Origin of the sequence: Streptomyces sp. F001 (assembly GCF_004187715.1) — a bacterium.
Lineage (GTDB): Bacteria > Actinomycetota > Actinomycetes > Streptomycetales > Streptomycetaceae > Streptomyces > Streptomyces flavusporus.
Genome location: NZ_QZWF01000002.1, coordinates 32,727 through 50,028, shown reverse-complemented (window position 1 = coordinate 50,028; position 17,302 = coordinate 32,727). Strand labels below are relative to the sequence as shown.

Genomic DNA, 17,302 nt, shown 5'->3' with positions numbered 1-17,302 from the left:
TGGGGCCAAGATCCGGACCAGCAATGGACCAAGTCACCACACAAGAAGTGATCGCGCCAGACTACGCAGGTCAGAAGGGTCTACGTCTGTGTACCACCAGCAGACCAAGAACCTGCTGGGCCGACCGCGCACCGCGCTCACTCCCGACGCCCCGTCCCCCGAAGAAGCCACGAGCAGGACAGACCGCTTGGCCTTTGGATCGAGTCGCTGTTGCAGCGCAACTCGGGACCGATCCGCCCGTCATGCCCGAGTTCTACAGAGCGTAGTCAGCACCAAGTCAGCACGGGAGAGACGAACGCGGGTGATGACGTGGGACTTTAGTCAGCACCGAACCAGCACGGGAGCCGGCACGCCACCGTCAAATCACCCCCAACTACACTTCCCCGACAGCGCTCATTTCGCTCCTCTCCAAGCCTCTCAGCTGCCGCTGCACGAGCGGACATGGCGGCCCGACGCATAGCCACGCCCCGAACTATGGTGTCCCACCACATGTGCCCCTGACCTGCACGTTTCTACGGTGTGCGAACACGTACCCGTCCCCACCGCACACGAGGAAGTGGCGCACATGGCCTCCGCAGCATCCGCTCCCCCAACGCCCGGCAACCTCAAGCGCATCGTCGCCGCCAGCCTCATCGGCACCACCATCGAGTGGTACGACTTCTTCCTGTACGGATCTGCCGCCGCGCTCGTTTTCAACCAGCTGTTCTTCCCCGACTCCGACCCGCTCGTCGGCACACTGCTCTCGTTCCTGACATACGCGGTCGGCTTCGCCGCCAGGCCGCTGGGTGCCCTGGTCTTCGGGCACTACGGCGACCGGCTCGGGCGCAAGAAGCTGCTGGTGCTGAGCCTGCTGCTGATGGGCGGGGCGACCTTCGCGATCGGGCTGCTGCCCACCCACGCGACGATCGGCACGGCGGCGCCGGTGCTGCTCACCGTGCTGCGTCTCGTGCAGGGCTTCGCGCTCGGCGGTGAGTGGGGCGGCGCCGTGCTGCTCGTGTCGGAGCACGGGGATGCGCGACGGCGCGGCTTCTGGGCCTCGTGGCCACAGACCGGCGCGCCGGCCGGACAGCTCCTGGCGACCGGTGTGCTGTCCCTGCTGACCGCTCTGCTCTCCGACAGCGCCTTCGTCAGCTGGGGCTGGCGGATTCCGTTCCTGCTCTCCGGTGTGCTGGTGATCGTCGGCCTGTGGATCCGGCTGTCCGTCGACGAGTCGCCCGTGTTCAAGCAGGCTCTGGCGCAGGCCGAGGCGCGCAAGGCGGACAGCACCGCTGCCGCCGAGAAGCTCCCGCTGGTCGCGGTGCTGCGCCACCACTGGCGTGACGTCCTGGTGGCGATGGGTGCACGGATGGCCGAGAACATCAGCTACTACGTCATCACCGCGTTCATCCTCGTCTACGCCACCACCTCCGCCGGGGTCTCCAAGCAGACGGCGCTCAACGCGGTGCTCATCGCGTCCGCCGTGCACTTCGCGGTCATCCCGCTGTGGGGCGCGCTGTCGGACCGGATCGGCCGCCGTCCTGTCTATCTGCTGGGTGCGGTCGGCGTCGGCCTGTGGATGTTCCCGTTCTTCTCGCTCATCGACACCGGCGGCTTCGGCAACCTGATCCTCGCCGTCACCGTGGGTCTGGTGATGCACGGTGCGATGTACGCGCCGCAGGCCGCGTTCTTCTCCGAGATGTTCGCGACCCGGATGCGCTACTCCGGTGCCTCCATCGGCGCCCAGTTCGCCTCGGTCGCGGCCGGTGCGCCCGCCCCGCTGATCGCCACCGCGCTGCTGTCCAGCTACGACAGCTCGACGCCCATCTCCCTGTACGTGATCGCCGCGGCGCTCCTGACCGTCGTCGCCGTGGCGGCGGCGAAGGAGACCCGCAACCGGGACCTGGCCGACGTCGAATCCGTTGGCGGGACGGAGTCCACGGCCGACCGGACACCGGACGCACACCGGGTCTGATCCAGTCGGCCACTGACCCCCGTACGCCCGTGCGTACGGGGGTCAGTGGCTTGTCGGGGCGACCGCCAGACAGTGCAGGCGCAGGGCGAGCTGGATCTCCAGGGCACGGGCGGGGCTCTGCCAGTCGTCCCCCAGCAGGTGGCCGACCCGCTCCAGGCGCTGGGCGACGGTGTTGACGTGGACGTGCAGTTCGTCCTTGGTGCGGGCGGGGCTCATCCCGCAGGCGAAGTACGCGTCGAGGGTGCGCACCAGCTCGGTGCCGCGGCGTTCGTCGTAGGCGACGACCTGGCCGATGGTGCGGGTCACGAAGCCCGCGATGTCCCGGTCACCGGCCAGCAGCAGTCCCAGGAAGCCGAAGTCCTCGGCGGCGGCACCGTCTCCGGCGCGGCCGAGGAGGTGCAGGGCTTCGAGGCAGCGGCGGCCCTCCTCATAGGCGGCGGGGACGGAGTCCCTGCGGGCGGCGAGGTCCTCGATCGGTGCGGACGCGCCGACCGTGACCGCCTCGTGGACGGCGGTGCCCAGGTGCCGGGCGGTGCGGCGGGCCAGGTCGGTGGCCGTGTCGCCGGGGTCGAGGGGCAGCAGCAGGACGGTGCCGCCGTCGCGTGCGGCGGCCAGTCCGTGCCGGGTGGCGGCGAGATGGGACGCGGCGGACCACAGGCGTCGACGGGCGTCCGCCTCCTGGTCGGCGTCGGCCGCCGGGCCGTCGATGCGTGCCGCGAGCACGACATGGGTGGCGTCGAGGTCGGCATGCAGCCGCGCGGCGCGTTCCCGCAGCAGGCGCGGGTCACGGTCGCGGGCGTCGAGCAGGTCGTCGAGGAGTTCGCCGCGGACACGCTGTTCGGCCTCGGCGGCGGACCGTCGGGCGAGCAGCAGCAGCGAGGTCACCATCGCGGCCCGCTCCAGGGTGCGCAGGTCGACGGGGTCGATCCCGGGCTGTCCGCGCAGCACGAGCGCGCCGAGCAGTTCACCGCCCGCGGCGACCGCGGCGATCCAGTCGTCCTCGTGCCGTACCGCATGTCCTTCCGTACGGAAGGCCTCCAGGGCCTGCGCCGGTGCGGCGGTGGCGTCGGTGAACTCGACCGTCCCGCCGAGTACCTCGGAGACGGCGGCGGCCACGTCGTGGACTCCGCCTCCGCGCAGCACCAGCTCGGCGAGGCGGTCGTGCACGTCGGAGGCGCGTTCGATGACGGCGCTGCGGTCCCGGATGATCTCGTTGGCGTGCTCCAGGCCGGCGAGGGCCGAGCGGGTCTCGGTGAGCAGGTTGGCGGTGTCGATGGCGGCCGCGGCCAGCGCCGCGAAGGAGCCGAGCAGCGCGATCTGCGCCCGCTCGAAGACCCGCGCGCGCCGGTCCGCCGCGAAGAGCACCCCGATCACATGGTGCCCGAGCATCAGGGGCACCCCGAGAATGGCCACCAGGCCCTCGTCCCGCACGCCCGCGTCGATGGTGGCGGTGTGCTGGAAGCGGTCGTCCTTGAAGTAGTCGTCGGTGACATACGGGCGGGCCGTCTGGGCGACGAGGCCGCCGAGCCCTTCGCCCATCCCGAGCCGCAGCTGCTGGAAGCGGGCCGCGACCGAGCCCTCGGTCACCCGCATGTAGGTGTCGCCCCGGGCGGGGTCGTTCAGGCTGAGGTAGGCGACGTCGGTGCCGAGCAGCGACCGGGCACGCTGCACGATCGCCTGGAGCACGGCGTCCAGATCGCGCAGTCCGGCCAGGTCGTGGGCGGTCTCGAAGAGCGCCGACAGCTCGGCCTCCCGGCGGCGGCGCCCCTCCAGCTCCGACCGGACGCGCAGCGCGAGCAACTTGGCGTGTTCGAGCGCCGCGAGCCGGTCGGCCGGCCGGCCCTCGGTGCGGGCGTGCAGCAGCGGCTCCTCGAAGGCGTCGGCGGACGCACCGCGGGCCAGCAGCTCCAGGAACGGCGCCTCGGCGCTGCTCTCGGGCACTGTGGTGGCGCCACTCGCCGAGGCCGCGGAACTGTTCGGTGGCGGGTCGGCGTCGGCACGCTCGGCGGAGTGCACGTGATCGCGGGACATGCTCACAGGATTCCTCATTGCCCGGGCGCCCCGTCAGCCCTGTGGAAAACTCCGGGCGCGCGGGGCGCCGGATCGCTCAGTGCGCGGTCCAGCCGCCGTCGAGTCAGTGCGCGGTCCAGCCGCCGTCGAGGACGAGCGAGGTCCCGGTCATGAAGGACGCCTGCGGGCTGCACAGGTAGGCGACCGCCTCGGCGACCTCCTCCGGTTCGATGAGCCGTTTGAGTGCGCTGTCCTGCAGCAGCACCTCGGACAGGACCCGGTCCTCGGGCAGGCCGTGCGCCCGGCCCTGGTCCGCGAGTTGTTTCTCGACCAGGGGGGTGCGCACATAGGCGGGGTTCACACAGTTGGAGGTGACGCCGTGAGGTGCGCCTTCCAGGGCGGCGGTCTTGGACAGCCCCTCCAGGCCGTGCTTGGCGGCCACGTAGGCCGCCTTGTAGGCCGAGGCACGCAGTCCGTGGACGGAGGAGATGTTCACGATGCGGCCCCAGCCCTGCCCGTACATATGGGGCAGGGCGCCGCGGATGAGCCGGAACGGCGCCTCGAGCATCACGGTGAGCACGGTGTGGAACACGTCGGGCGGGAACTCCTCGATGGGCCGGACCAGTTGCAGCCCGGCGTTGTTGACGAGGACGTCGGTGCCCGCGGCCGCCTGTTCGGCGGCGTCCAGGTCGGTGAGGTCGAGGACGTGCGGTTCGACGCTGCCCGGCAGGCCCGCCGCCTGCCCGGCGAGCGACTCCAGCCCCGTGTCGTCCCGGTCGACCGCTCTGACCTTGGCCCCGGCGGCCGCGAGCCGCAGCACACAGGCGCGGCCGATGCCACCGGCGGCTCCGGTGACCAGGGCCGTGCGGCCGCCGAGATCGAGCGAGGGGGCGTGGGGGCCGGGGAGGCTGTTGGGCAGGCTCATGGCTCGACCCTAGGCAGTTCGCGCACCCCGCCCCATGTGGTCAAAGCCCATACTTCATTCGAAACTCGTGGAGTCGAACCATGTGGGTTGGTCCGACAGGGCCTGCTTGATCCGCAACTGCCCGAACTCGTTGAGCTGCGGCAGGGCGTCGATGTCGAACCAGCCGACGTCCAGCGACTCGTCGTCGTTGACCCGCGCTTCGCCGCCGACGGCACGGCAGCGGAACGTGATGTCCATGTACTGGCACGTGTCGCCGTTGGTGTAGGTGACGGGCTTCAGCGCCTGCACCAGCACCACCCGCTCGGGCACGCAGTGCACGGCAGTCTCCTCGTGGACCTCCCGCACAGCGCAGGCCGCGGGCTGCTCCCCCGGGTCCGGGATGCCGCCGATCAGCGACCACATGCCGGTGTCGGAGCGGCGGCCCAGCAGCACTCTGCCGTCGTCGTCGAAGACGACGGCGGTGACACCGGGGAGCCACAACAGCTGATGCCCGGCGGAAGCCCGCAGACTGCGAATGAAGTCAGGAGTAGCCATGGGCCGACCCTAACGGGAAGATCCTCCGCTCCTGGGCCGCTTACCGGGGCGTACGGCGGGCGTACGGCTACCCGTCACCCGTCCGCCGCCCACGCACACCGGCGGCGACGGCCCAGCCCAGGCCGCCCGCCGCGACGAGCACCAGGGCGATCTCCGGCAGGATGCCGAGCCGGGTTGCGGACGTCTGGGAGGAGCGCAGCGGTACCTCCTGGACCAGCGAGTCCGCGACGAACATCCCGCTCTTCTGGGTGATCGTCCCGTCCGGCAGGATGATCGCGCTGACGCCGCTGGTGACCGGCACCGTGACGGTGCGGCTGTGCTCGACGGCGCGGATGCGCGACATGGCGAGCTGCTGGTAGGTCATCTCACTGCGGTCGAAGGTGGCGTTGTTGCTCGGCACGGAGATCAACTGCGCGCCGTCGGTGACGGTGTCGCGCACGGCCCAGTCGAAGGCCGCCTCGTAGCAGGTGGCGAGGCCGACCCTGACGCCGTCCAGCGTGAAGAGGCCCGGGTCGCTGCCGCGGCTGAAGTCCTGGCGGACCATGCTGGTCCAGTTCTTGTTGATCGCGTCCAGCAGCGAGCGCAGCGGGAGGTACTCCCCGAACGGCTGGATCTGCCGTTTGTCGTAGGTGTCGAGCGGCCCCTTGTCCGGGTCCCACAGGATCTGCTCGTTGAGGAGCTTGCCGTCGCGCTCGACGACACCGCCGACCGAGATGGGCGCGCCGATCGCCTTGGCGGCGCTGTCGATGACGGCGTACGCGTCGGGGTTGGCGAAGGGGTCGATGTCGGAGGAGTTCTCCGGCCAGAGCACGAAGTCGGGCCGTGCCACCTTGCCCGCCTCGACCTCGGCGGCCAGGCGTTCGGTCTCGCGGGCGTGATAGTCGAGCACCGCCCGCCGCTGGGAGTTGAAGTCGAGCCCCGCGCGGGGCACGTTGCCCTGGATCACGGCGACGGTCGCGGTGCCGTCCTCGGCCTGGTCGCTGACCAGCGGCCGGGCGGCGAGCGCGCCCACCACCGGCACGGCCACGCCGAGCAGCGCGACGGTCGCGGCTCCCCGTCGTACCGCGCCCGTGCGCCGGCCCTCCGCCACCAGGCGGACGACGTCGCACAGACCGAAACCGCACAGGACGACCGCAAAGCCGAGTACCGGTGTGCCGCCGACCGCGGCGAGCGGCAGGAAGACACCGTCCGCCTGCCCGAAGGCGATCTTGCCCCAGGGGAAGCCCTCGAACGGCGCACGCGCGCGTGCCGCCTCACCGGCGATCCACACCGCGGCCGCCCACACCGGCCAACCGGGCAGCCTCGACACCGCTGCGATGCCGACGCCGACCAGGGCGACGAAGACTGCCTCGATCGCGGCCAGGGCGAGCCAGGGGCCCGGGCCGACCTCCACGCCGGTCCATACCAGCAGCGGCAGCAGGAAGCCGAGTCCGAAGAGGTAGCCGAGGCCGAGCGCCGCCTTCCAGCTCCGGCCGCGCAGTACCCAGCCGAAGACGGCGAAGGCCGGCAGGGCCAGCCACCACAGGGTGCGCGGCGGGAAACTGACGTAGAGCAGCACTCCGGAGAGCGCCGCGGCGGCGGCCGGGACGAGGCGGCGCAGCAGGCGCGCGCCGCGTGCCTTGGGCGCGGTCCGCGGTTGTACGCCGTCCGACTCGTCCACGGAGGTTGCGGTGACGGTCACTCCGGGAGTGTACGGCGGCCGACTTCGAAGCCGAGAACGCGGTGGCCCGGCCTACGACGGCCTCCTCCTGCGCCATTGCCGCATCGTTCCTGCACAACTCGGTACCAGTCATCCACAAACCGCCCATCAGCCGTTACCGTGTGCCCGGGCCCCGGGTCGTGAGACGGGACGGCTGGGGTCCGTCAGGTCGGGGGCGGCCGGGTTCGGGGGGACGTGTGGGGTCCACGGGGATGGCGTCTGTGGCCGGTCCGGATGCGGACGGCGGTAGACGGAACGTATCTGACGCGGTGGGCGTGGTCGTGCTGGGGGCCTGCGCCGTCTGGTCGCTGATCACGGCAGCCGTGCACGACGGCCGCCCGGAAGGCGTGCTCCTCGCCGTACTGGCCGTCGCCGCCGGTTATGCCGCAGGACGCATCTGCGGGGCGCTCGCACCGGTCGCCGCTCCCTGCACCGGGGCACTGGCCGGACTCGGACTGACCCTCACCGTTCCGCACCTCGCTCCGGGGCCACAGCCCGGCGCGCCACTCGGCAACGCGGGCGCCACCGCCGCGCTGCTGGCCCTGTCCGCCGGCGCCGCCTGCTGTGCCGCCTGGTCCACCGCCGTACCGGCGATGCGGCTGGCCCTGCGGCTGCTGGCCGCCGGGATCGCGCTGACCGCGGCCGCGCTCGGTTCGGTCATCGGCGTCGTGGCGTGTTCGGCGGTGCTGCTGTGCTCCTTCGCGGCGGGCCGGATGAACCACCGCGGCCTCGGCATCGCCGGCCTGGCCCTGGCGACGGCGCTGGTGACCGCCGGGAGCTGGGCGGTCGCCGCAAACGTGTTCCCCGAAGGACTCGCCGCATCCGTGGAGGGCCCGCTGACCCGGCACCGGGTCGAGCTGTGGCAGGACGCGCTGGCCATGGCCCGTGGGGACGTCCTGGGGGTCGGCCCAGGACGCTTCGGAGAACTCAGCCCCACCGTCATCGGGTCGCCGCTGTCCGACGGCAAACCGCATTCCGCGCCCCTTCAGCAGGCCGCCGAACAGGGAGTCGTCGGGGTGGTTCTGCTGGCCGCGGCGTTCTGCTGGGTGCTGTACACCCTGTGGCGCACCGCGCGGCCCACGCCGGTCGCCCTCACCGCCGGCGCGGCGCTGACGGCACTCGCGGCCGTCGCCGCGGTCGGCAACGCGCTGAGCTTCACCGCGGTGTCGGCCGGGGCGGGACTGCTCGCGGGCCTGGCCACAGCACGCCCGCTGGCCGAGGAGTCGCCACGCCGGGAGAGCGTCGCGCGGGGGGACCGTCCGGCGCCGTGACTCAGTGGGCCGGGCCGGGTGTGCCGGCCCGCAGGCGCGACTTGATGACCCGTACGGCCGCCTCCGCGTTGTCCACGGTGATCGTGAATGTATGGCCGTCCCAGAGCCGCAGCACCACGCCCTCCCCGCACCGTACGACGACCGCCGTACCCTTCTCGGGGCGCCAGCGATAGCCCCAGCCGCCCCACTGGCGGGGGGTGACGTACGGGGCGAACTCGGCGCCGACGACCTGTGACAGGGGGATGCGGCGGCGTGGCACACCGATGTGGCCGCACCGCACTTCGAGGGACTCCTTGTCGACCTTCAGCGCGACGTGCACGAACGCGAGAGTGCCGAACAGCACCAGCAGTCCGGCCGCGATGCAGCCGACGACCGCCATGACGAGCGGGGCGATGCCGTCGGTCCACGTGGAGTCGACGGCGAGCTCGATACCCAGTGCCAGGCAGGCGGCGCCGCCCAGCGCCAGCAGCCACTGGACCCGGTTGGTGGCCCGGCAGGTCCAGACGTCGGGGTGCGAGCCGTGCTCGTGGTCCCTCATACCTACGAGGTTACTCAGGTTTCGCTGCGCGGGGAGGGTGTTGCGCAGAGTGACTGGCCGGCGGGCGGCCCGGCGGACCGAGGGATTCCGGTCAGTGACCGTGGGTCACCGGACGGGGCTGACCGCCGACAGGAGCCGGCCTTCCGCGTAGGCCAGGGCGGATGCGGGCAGCGGGCCCTCACGACCGCTCAGCAGCACCGTCACAGTGCCGCCGGACTCGGCCGCGGGCTCCGGGCGCGACCCGATCCGGCGCAGTGCCTGAGCGGCCACGGCCCCCGCGGAACCGTGCAGAACGAGGGCCGGGGCGCCGGGGCGCTGCACGGCGGCACGGATGCGCTCGGCGACCAGCTCGTAGTGGGTGCAGCCCAGGACGACGGTGGTGACCTCGGCCGGGGTCAGCTCGGCGGCCGCGGCGACGGCGGCGTCGATGGCGGCCTCGTCCGCGCGCTCGACCGCTTCCGCGAGTCCCCAGCACGGCACTTCGGCGACCTCCACCCCGTCGGCGAAGTCCCGGATGAGTCCGCGCTGGTAGGGGCTGCCGGTGGTGGCGGGCGTGGCCCAGATCGCGACCGGGCCTCCGCCGGCCGCGGCCGGCTTGATCGCCGGGACCGTCCCGATGACCGGCAGCGCCGGTTCGAGGCGGGCGCGCAGGGCGGTCAGGGCGTGCACGGTGGCGGTGTTGCAGCCGACGATGAGGGCGTCGGGCCGGTGCGCGGCGGCCGCCTCGGCGACGGCCAGGGCGCGCGCGGTGAGATCCTCCGGGGTGCGCGGTCCCCAGGGCATGCCCTCGGGGTCCAGGGAGAGCACGAGATCGGCGTCGGGGCGCAGGCGCCGTACCGCGACGGTGGCCGCCAGCAGGCCGATTCCGGAGTCCATGAGCGCGATCTTCACCCGGCCACGATAGACGATGGGCCCCTCCGGGCCGGTCGGGTGGGGCAGACTGCGCGGGTGAGCGCCATCGCGTGGACTGCTGCCGGATCACTCGTCGCCTGGCTGTGGCTGCTGCTCGGTCAGGGCTTCTTCTGGCGTACGGATGTCCGGCTGCCGCCCCGGACCGAACCCGCCGTGTGGCCGGACGTCTGTGTCGTCGTACCGGCGCGCGACGAGGCGGAGGTGCTGCCCGCCAGTCTGCCGTCGCTGCTCGCGCAGGACTATCCGGGGCGGGCGGAGGTCGTCCTGGTGGACGACGGCAGCACGGACGGCACCGGTGAGCTGGCCCGCGCACTGGCACAACGGCACGGCGGGCTGCCGCTGACCGTGGGCTCGCCGGGTGAGCCGCCCGCGGGCTGGACCGGCAAGCTGTGGGCGGTGCGGCACGGCATCGGCCTGGCACGCGCGCGTGGCCCCGAGTACCTGCTGCTGACGGACGCCGACATCGCCCACGCGCCGGACAGTCTGCGGGCACTGGTCGCGGCGGCCCGCACCGGAGGCTTCGACGTCGTCTCGCAGATGGCCCGGCTGCGGGTGGAGAGCCGGTGGGAACGGCTCGTGGTGCCGGCCTTCGTCTACTTCTTCGCGCAGCTGTACCCCTTCCGCCGGATCGGCAGGAAGGGTGCACGGACCTCCGCAGCGGCCGGCGGCTGCGTGTTGCTGCGCACCGAGGCCGCCGAGCGGGCGCGCATTCCGGACGCCATCCGGCACGCCGTCATCGACGACGTGGCGCTTGCGCGGGCCGTCCGGGGCATCGGCGGCCACCTGTGGCTGGGGCTCGCCGAACGGGTGGACAGCGTGCGCCCCTATCCGCGCCTGCACGATCTGTGGCGGATGGTCGCGCGCAGTGCCTACGCCCAGCTGAGGCACAGTCCGCTGCTGCTGGCCGGGACCGTGGCGGGACTGGCGGTGATGTATCTGGTGCCGCCCGCTGCGCTGGTCGTCGGTGCGGCCGGCGGGGGTGCGGCCGCGGCGGTGCTGGGCGGCTCGGCCTGGCTGGTGATGACGGGCACGTACGTCCCGATGCTCCGCTATTACCGCCAGCCGCTGTGGCTCGCTCCCCTGTTGCCGTTCACCGCGTTCGTGTACCTCCTCATGACGGTCGACTCCGCGGTGCAGCACTACAGGGGGCGCGGTGCGGCCTGGAAGGGCCGCACCTACGCCCGTCCCGGCGCCGTCCCCGACGAGGGATGAGCGCCGGTGTCCCGCGGGCTCACTTCCGGCCCGGGGTCCAGTTCATGCCCCATCCGTAGGCGTAGTCGACGGTCCGCTGCGGGCTGACGCCGCGCTCCGGCACCAGATAGCGGGCCTCGCGCTGGACGACCAGGTCCTGGCCGGTGTTGGTGATGAGCGCGAGGGCGCACACCGGGGACGGGACGGTGCACTCGTCCAGGGAGAAGTCGATCGGGGCGCCGTGCTGCGGCTGCAGGGTGACCGTGGCATGCAGGTCGGCGAAGGAGCGGGCGCCTTCGTAGATGGTGACGAAGACGAGGATGCGCCGGAACTTGTGCTTGTGGTCGAGGTTGACGGTGAGGTTCTCACCGCTCGCCACGGCTCCGGTGCGGTCGTCGCCGTCGAGGTGGATGTACGGCGGCTGGTGCAGCGCGCCGAAGGCGTTGCCGAGGGCCTGGACGACGCCCTTGCTGCCGTCGGTGAGTTCGTACAGGGCACACAGGTCGAGGTCCAGGTCGGAGTGCATCGCGACCGCCCGCCCGCGCTTGCTGCCCCACCCCGAGAACTGTTTGCGCACCTGCCAGTTGAGGTTCACGCGCAGGGCACCCGACGTTCCGCCCTGCTTGGTCAGCGACACGGACGGGGCTGCCTTGGTGAGCGTGACCTTGGTGAGCTGGACCGGCGGCGCGGCCGGCGCGGTGACGGGCGGCGCGGACGGCGCAGGCGTGGGTGCAGTGACCGGAGGCGCGGTGGGTGCCGTGTGCTGCGGCTCGTCCACCGTGATCCCGAAGTCCGTGGCCAGGCCCTCCAGGCCGCTGCTGTAGCCCTGTCCCACCGCACGGAACTTCCAGGCGCCCTGGCGGCGGTAGAACTCGCCGAGCACGAAGGCCGTCTCGACCGTGGCTCCCTCGCTGTCGAACCGCGCCACCACTGTGCCCCGAGCGGCGTCCTTGACCTCGATGTACAGGCTGGGCACCTGGCCGAACGCGCCGCCGTCCGCGGAGGCGGCGACCACCACGGTCTCGATCGCGGGCTCCATGCGCGCGAGGTCGACGAGGAGGGTGTCGGTCACCCCTCCGCCGGCCTCCCGCTTGCCCTCGTGCCGGAGCGCTCCGGAGGTGTGCTGCGGCTGGTTGTAGAACACGAAGTCCGCGTCGGAGCGCACCTTGCCACCGGCCAGCAGCAGGGCCGAGGCGTCGGTGTCGGGCACGCCCGGTCCGGAACGCCACCCGAGTTCCACCCGCAGTGCCGTCGTCGGCACCGGAACATTCGATCCCTTCGGCATTGACATGTCCGCCCCCATCACGTGTCACCGCGCCAAGGTTGCACCCCGGCAGCCATCGCTTTTCTCTGTGCGCCACAACCTATTGCCACCGCCGACGAACGCCCATGCGCGCGCACGGAAAGACAAGTGGTCAACCGCCGGTAACCCCCTGGGAACTGAGCCTTTACACGATCCGAGCGCTGCTCGGTGCCCCTTTTTCCCAAGTTCGCTCGCATTGGGGATCCCACGTCACCGCGGACACGGAAAACAACCCTCTTATCGGTCTCCCCAACCAGCACATCGTGGGCTTAACTTATGTGCCATGACCTCCCCCCGCTCCACCTATGGCGGCGGCTACTACTCCGCCTCCTTCCCGGACACTCCGATCTACGACTCGCTCGTGGCCGAGCGGGGCACCCCGCAGATCGCTCCGATCCGGGTCCCCGCCGCGTACGACACGCCGGGCAGCCACCTGCCCGCCCTGCCGTCGGCGCTGCCCGCCCTGCCGGCGGCCCCGTCCCAGCCCGCCTATGGCTACCCGCAGGCGCCGCAGCCCACGCCGCTGCAGCAGGCGCCCACGGCGTACATCCCGCAACAGGCCGCTGCGCCGCGCGGGTACCCCGGCCCGCAGCACCAGCAGCCGCGCCCCGCGGCGCCCGGCGGCACGGGTTACGAGGCGATGCGCCCCGCGGCCCCCCGGCCCGCCCCGGCTCAGTACCAGGACCCGTACAACAACCAGCAGTACCGCGGCTACTGAGCCCATCCCCGGGCTGTCGGTGTCGCCTGGCACGATGGCCCCATGGGGAACGTGGTGCTGCAGTCGATTCATGTCCATCCGGTCAAGGCGTTCCGGGGTCTTGCGCCCCGGCAGGCCGTCGTGGAGCCCTGGGGGCTGGCCGGAGACCGACGCTGGGTGCTGATCGACGACGGGGGAAAGGTCGTCACGCAACGCCAGCAACCGCGCCTCGCGCTGGCCGCCGCCGAGCTCGTGCCCGGCGGCATCCGGCTGTCCGCACCCGGACTGGACCCGCTGACCGTGGCCGTCCCCGAGCCGGTCGGCACGCTCACGCTGCAGGTCTTCCGCGACAAGGTGGAGGGCGTCCTCGCCGACGCCGCGGCGCACGCCTGGTGCAGTGAGTTCGTCGGTGCCGACGTCCGCCTCGTCCACATGGACGACCCCGCCGTACGCCGGCCCGTCGATCCGGACCACGCGCTGCCCGGCGAGACGGTCACGTTCGCCGACGGCTACCCGCTGCTCCTCACCTCTGCAGCCTCCCTCGACGCCCTCAACTCGCTGATCGCGCAGAACGGACTCGCCGACGAGGGCCCACTGCCGATGAACCGGTTCCGGCCGAACGTGGTCGTCGAGGGCGCCGCGCCCTGGGCGGAGGACGCCTGGCGGCACATCGCCATCGGCGAGGTGACCTTCCGCGTCGCCAAGATGTGCGGGCGGTGCGTCGTCACCACGACCGACCAGTCCACCGCCGAGCGCGGCCGGGAGCCCCTGCACACCCTCGGACGGCACCGCCGCATCGGCGGCAAGCTGGTCTTCGGACAGAACCTCGTACCCCAGTCCGTGGGCACGATCAGGGTCGGGGACCCGGTCCGCATCATCGAATGAGTGACATGCGCCGGGACCCGCTGCCGGGCGGGAACCCCGGGCCGGACCTACGCGTTGAGCCGTCGTGAGAAGTTCATGAGAGGCCCCGGGCCCAGGTAATGTCGCTCTCTCTTTGCCCGGGCCCGCGGTGAACGGCTCCATCGGGGGGTTATCACGGAGCGGGAAGGGGGTGCGGGACGTGCGAGCTATCGGCGGCCTCTGGCGCTGGCGGCACAATCCGCTGCGCCGCACGACCGATCTGGTCGAGGCCTGGGTGGCCCTGGGCGCCCTGCTGGCCATCCTCCTCGTCGCACCCGTGATCGGCTCCCTCGTCGGCTCCGTCGCGCAGGACTCCATGCAGCGGTCCGTCCGGGAGCAGCGCCAGTCCCGTCATCTCGTGACGGCCACCGTCGTCCGCGAGTTGGAGCGCTCCCCCCTGGACCTCGACGCCGAGACCGCCTCGCGGGAGACCCGCACCCGCGTGCTCGCGCACTGGACCGCACCGGACGGCACCGACCACCGGGCACCGGTCATGACGCACCTCGGCACCCCCGAGCCCGGTGAACACTTCACGATATGGACCGACGGGCACGGTCGTACCGCGACCCGCCCGCTGGACCCGGCCACGGCGACGACACACGCCGTCCTCGCCGGGTTCGGCGCGGCTGTGCTCACTGCGGGCCTCGTCGAGGGTGTCAGACGGATGATCGTCTGGCACATGGTCCGTCGCCGGTACGCCCGTTGGGACCAGGCCTGGGACCGGGCGGGCCCGGACTGGGGCAGGACCGGCACCGGCAGCTGACGGCCTTCCGGCTCCGGTCAACCCACCGTCCGTGCGCACGCTACGGTGGACCGGCCGAACTTCGGCATCAACCCGCGTGCGAGCGAGCCGTAGGGGCTGTGACGCCTCGCAGGCGAACGAGCCATCAGTACGACCGAGGTGGGGGCACAGCAACGCATGGCACAGGGCACGGTCCAGGTGACGCACACCGGCACATCGCGGTGGCGGCGCCGCACGGGTGAGTACGCATCGCTCGCCGCCGCCCTGGAGGCCGCGGCCGACGGTGACGTGCTCACCATCGCCCCCGGGACCTACCGGGAGAACCTCGTCGTGCAGCGGGCGGTGACCCTGCGCGGACCCGAGGGCTCGCCCGGCTCCGTGCGCATCGCGCCCGTCGACGGGGTGCCGCTGACCGTGCGCGCCGCGGCCGTGGTGCAGGACCTGCACGTGGAGGGGCAGGACGCGGCCGCGCCCGCGCTGCTCGTCGAGGAGGGCACGCCGCAGCTGACCGACGTGCGGGTCGTCACCCGGTCCGCCGCCGGGATCGAGGTGCGCGGCAGCGCACGCCCGACCGTGCGGCGGTGCACCGTCGACAATCCGGCAGGCATCGGCATCGCCGTCGTCGACGGCGGGGGCGGGGTGTTCGAGGACTGCGAGGTCGTCGCGGCCGGACAGGCCGGCGTCGCGGTGCGCGGCGGCGCCCGTCCGCGCCTGGAGCGCTGCCGGGTGCACCACGCCGCGGGTTCGGGTCTGACCGCGACCGGTGAGAACTCCGGGCTGGAGGCGGTGGGTTGCGAGGTGTACGAGGTCCGTGGCAGCGGCGTGCAGATCACCGGCCGGGCCACCGCGCACCTCACCGAATGCGATGTGCACCGCACCACCGCGGACGGCGTCACCCTCGACACCGACGCCGTGCTCACCCTCGCCGACTGCCGAATCCACGACATCCCCGAGAACGCGGTCGACCTGCGCTCCCGCTCCGTCCTCACGATGGCCCGCACCAGCGTGCGGCAGTTCGGCCGCAACGGCCTGTCGGTGTGGGACCCCGGCACACGCGTCGACGCCAACCAGTGCGAGATCTTCGACAGCACCGGCGACTACCCGGCCGTGTGGGTCAGCGACGGTGCGACGGTGGTGCTCGACTCCTGCCGGGTGCACGACGTGCCGGACGCGCTGTTCGTGCTCGACCGCGGCTCCCGTGCGGACGTCGTCGACAGCGACCTGTCCCAGGTGCGCAACACGGCGGTGTCCGTCAGCGACGGAGCGACGGCACAGCTCGACGACTGCCGCATCAAGGACGCCGCGACCGGCGCATGGTTCCGTGACCACGGCAGCGGCGGCACCCTCAGCAACTGCACGGTGGCCGGCACCCAGACCGGCGTGATCGTGACCAAGGGCGCCGACCCCACCATCGAGCGGTGCACGGTCGACTCCCCCGCGGAAGCTGGCTTCTATGTGTCGGCGGGCGGCCGCGGCAGCTTCCTGAACTGCCGGGTGCGGGGCAGCGGTGGCTACGGCTTCCATGTGATCGACGGGTGCCGTACGACGCTCAGGAAGTGCCGTACGGAGCGCTGCGCACGCGGGGGTTACGAGTTCGCGGATCCCGGTCCCGACGCGGGGTCCGGTGCGGGACCGGTCGTGGAGGACTGCACCAGCGACGAGAGCGCGAGCCTGCGCACGCCCGCCGCCCCAGGACCCCTCGTCCAGACGGCGAGTGAGCCGACGCCCCTCCTCGGCGCGATCCCCGGGCAGCGCACCACCGAGCAGGAGCCGCTCGTGGCGGCCACGCGGCCGGAGCAGTCGGCCCGGACCTCGAAGGCCGTGCTCGGTGAACTCGACGCGCTGGTGGGCCTGGAGAGCGTCAAGCGCGAGGTGCGGGCCCTCACCGACATGATCGAGGTGGGCCGGCGCCGGCAGCAGGCGGGCCTCAAGGCGGCGTCGGTCAAGCGGCACCTGGTCTTCACGGGTTCCCCCGGCACCGGCAAGACCACGGTCGCGCGGCTGTACGGCGAGATCCTCGCCTCGCTCGGCGTCCTGGACAAGGGCCACCTGGTCGAGGTGTCCCGCGTGGACCTGGTGGGCGAGCACATCGGCTCCACCGCCATCCGCACGCAGGAGGCGTTCGAACGGGCCCGTGGCGGCGTGCTGTTCATCGACGAGGCGTACGCGCTGTCGCCGGAGGACGCGGGCCGTGACTTCGGCAAGGAGGCCATCGACACGCTCGTGAAGCTGATGGAGGACCACCGGGACGCGGTGGTGGTGATCGTCGCGGGCTACACGGCCGAGATGGAACGGTTCCTGTCCGTCAACCCCGGTGTCGCGTCCCGCTTCTCACGCACCATCACCTTCAGCGACTACGCCCCCGACGAGCTGCTGCGGATCGTGGAGCAGCAGGCGGACGAGCATGAGTACCGGCTGGCGCCGGGTGCGGCGGAGGCCGTACTGAAGTACTTCACCGCGATCCCGAAGGGCCCCGCCTTCGGCAACGGCCGCACCGCCCGGCAGACCTTCGAGGCGATGGTGGAGCGCCATGCGAGCCGGGTCGCCCAGCTCGACGAACCGAGCACGGACGACCTGACCCTGCTGTACGCGGAGGATCTGCCGGAACTGCTTTGACTGCTCCCCC

Annotated in this window: 14 protein-coding genes; 7 read left to right on the top strand and 7 right to left on the bottom strand. The window is 72.2% G+C overall.

The features are described from left to right. Window positions 1-565 precede the first annotated feature (565 nt). Window positions 566-1,951 (top strand): MFS transporter, encoded by a 1,386-nt coding sequence (locus StrepF001_RS07815; RefSeq protein ID WP_129797585.1) that lies wholly within the window; start codon window positions 566-568, stop codon window positions 1,949-1,951. A gap of 42 nt (window positions 1,952-1,993) precedes the next feature. Here the strand turns inward: StrepF001_RS07815 and StrepF001_RS07810 are convergent, their stop codons facing one another. The 4 genes from StrepF001_RS07810 to lnt all read right to left on the bottom strand — a co-directional run bounded on the left by StrepF001_RS07810 (window position 1,994) and on the right by lnt (window position 7,101). Continuing rightward, window positions 1,994-3,982, bottom strand: coding sequence for a GAF domain-containing protein (locus StrepF001_RS07810; RefSeq protein WP_206306790.1), 1,989 nt, complete (start codon window positions 3,980-3,982; stop codon window positions 1,994-1,996). Window positions 3,983-4,085: 103 nt separating this feature from the next. Next, window positions 4,086-4,886: a 3-hydroxybutyrate dehydrogenase gene (locus StrepF001_RS07805; protein WP_129797584.1), complete on the bottom strand. Its 801-nt coding sequence runs from the start codon at window positions 4,884-4,886 to the stop codon at window positions 4,086-4,088. A 54-nt stretch (window positions 4,887-4,940) separates the two neighbouring features. Continuing rightward, entirely contained in the window at window positions 4,941-5,420 is a 480-nt protein-coding gene (locus StrepF001_RS07800; RefSeq protein ID WP_129797583.1) for an NUDIX domain-containing protein, read from the bottom strand. 67 nt (window positions 5,421-5,487) lie between these two features. Next, window positions 5,488-7,101, bottom strand: coding sequence for an apolipoprotein N-acyltransferase (gene lnt / locus StrepF001_RS07795; RefSeq protein WP_129797582.1), 1,614 nt, complete (start codon window positions 7,099-7,101; stop codon window positions 5,488-5,490). 230 nt (window positions 7,102-7,331) lie between these two features. Here lnt and StrepF001_RS07790 point away from each other — a divergent pair, with 230 nt between their 5' ends. Next, window positions 7,332-8,390, top strand: a complete 1,059-nt coding sequence (locus StrepF001_RS07790) for an O-antigen ligase family protein (RefSeq protein WP_129797581.1) — start codon at window positions 7,332-7,334, stop codon at window positions 8,388-8,390. A gap of 1 nt (window position 8,391) precedes the next feature. Here the strand turns inward: StrepF001_RS07790 and StrepF001_RS07785 are convergent, their stop codons facing one another. Both StrepF001_RS07785 and StrepF001_RS07780 read right to left on the bottom strand, forming a co-directional pair. Further along, window positions 8,392-8,928 carry a hypothetical protein gene (locus StrepF001_RS07785; protein WP_129797580.1) on the bottom strand — a complete coding sequence of 179 codons (537 nt, stop codon included), beginning with the start codon at window positions 8,926-8,928 and terminating at the stop codon, window positions 8,392-8,394. A gap of 105 nt (window positions 8,929-9,033) precedes the next feature. After that, window positions 9,034-9,819 (bottom strand): aspartate/glutamate racemase family protein, encoded by a 786-nt coding sequence (locus StrepF001_RS07780; protein ID WP_129797579.1) that lies wholly within the window; start codon window positions 9,817-9,819, stop codon window positions 9,034-9,036. 57 nt (window positions 9,820-9,876) lie between these two features. On the opposite strand from StrepF001_RS07780, the gene StrepF001_RS07775 reads away from it, so the two are divergent. Continuing rightward, a complete protein-coding gene (locus StrepF001_RS07775) occupies window positions 9,877-11,052 on the top strand; it encodes a glycosyltransferase (RefSeq protein ID WP_240797326.1) in 1,176 nt (391 codons plus the stop codon). Window positions 11,053-11,071: 19 nt separating this feature from the next. On the opposite strand, the gene StrepF001_RS07770 is transcribed toward StrepF001_RS07775, so the two are convergent. Next, entirely contained in the window at window positions 11,072-12,316 is a 1,245-nt protein-coding gene (locus StrepF001_RS07770; protein ID WP_129797577.1) for a TerD family protein, read from the bottom strand. A 301-nt stretch (window positions 12,317-12,617) separates the two neighbouring features. On the opposite strand from StrepF001_RS07770, the gene StrepF001_RS07765 reads away from it, so the two are divergent. From StrepF001_RS07765 to StrepF001_RS07750, 4 genes are all read left to right on the top strand, one after another. Continuing rightward, window positions 12,618-13,052 carry a DUF6643 family protein gene (locus tag StrepF001_RS07765; protein WP_129797576.1) on the top strand — a complete coding sequence of 145 codons (435 nt, stop codon included), beginning with the start codon at window positions 12,618-12,620 and terminating at the stop codon, window positions 13,050-13,052. A gap of 42 nt (window positions 13,053-13,094) precedes the next feature. Continuing rightward, complete coding sequence (locus tag StrepF001_RS07760) at window positions 13,095-13,916, top strand: MOSC N-terminal beta barrel domain-containing protein (RefSeq protein WP_129797575.1); 822 nt, start codon at window positions 13,095-13,097, stop codon at window positions 13,914-13,916. 178 nt (window positions 13,917-14,094) lie between these two features. Then, window positions 14,095-14,697, top strand: coding sequence for a hypothetical protein (locus StrepF001_RS07755; protein ID WP_129797574.1), 603 nt, complete (start codon window positions 14,095-14,097; stop codon window positions 14,695-14,697). 156 nt (window positions 14,698-14,853) lie between these two features. Beyond that, window positions 14,854-17,292 (top strand): right-handed parallel beta-helix repeat-containing protein, encoded by a 2,439-nt coding sequence (locus StrepF001_RS07750; protein WP_129797573.1) that lies wholly within the window; start codon window positions 14,854-14,856, stop codon window positions 17,290-17,292. Window positions 17,293-17,302: the final 10 nt, after the last annotated feature.

Bases quoted from the DNA above. Each gene is read 5' to 3' on its own strand.
- StrepF001_RS07815 (WP_129797585.1), top strand. From the start codon at position 566: ATGGCCTCCGCAGCATCCGCTCCCCCAACGCCCGGCAACCTCAAGCGC.
- StrepF001_RS07810 (WP_206306790.1), bottom strand. From the start codon at position 3,982: ATGTCCCGCGATCACGTGCACTCCGCCGAGCGTGCCGACGCCGACCCG.
- StrepF001_RS07805 (WP_129797584.1), bottom strand. From the start codon at position 4,886: ATGAGCCTGCCCAACAGCCTCCCCGGCCCCCACGCCCCCTCGCTCGAT.
- StrepF001_RS07800 (WP_129797583.1), bottom strand. From the start codon at position 5,420: ATGGCTACTCCTGACTTCATTCGCAGTCTGCGGGCTTCCGCCGGGCAT.
- StrepF001_RS07790 (WP_129797581.1), top strand. From the start codon at position 7,332: ATGGCGTCTGTGGCCGGTCCGGATGCGGACGGCGGTAGACGGAACGTA.
- StrepF001_RS07785 (WP_129797580.1), bottom strand. From the start codon at position 8,928: ATGAGGGACCACGAGCACGGCTCGCACCCCGACGTCTGGACCTGCCGG.
- StrepF001_RS07770 (WP_129797577.1), bottom strand. From the start codon at position 12,316: ATGCCGAAGGGATCGAATGTTCCGGTGCCGACGACGGCACTGCGGGTG.
- StrepF001_RS07765 (WP_129797576.1), top strand. From the start codon at position 12,618: ATGACCTCCCCCCGCTCCACCTATGGCGGCGGCTACTACTCCGCCTCC.
- StrepF001_RS07760 (WP_129797575.1), top strand. From the start codon at position 13,095: ATGGGGAACGTGGTGCTGCAGTCGATTCATGTCCATCCGGTCAAGGCG.
- StrepF001_RS07750 (WP_129797573.1), top strand. From the start codon at position 14,854: ATGGCACAGGGCACGGTCCAGGTGACGCACACCGGCACATCGCGGTGG.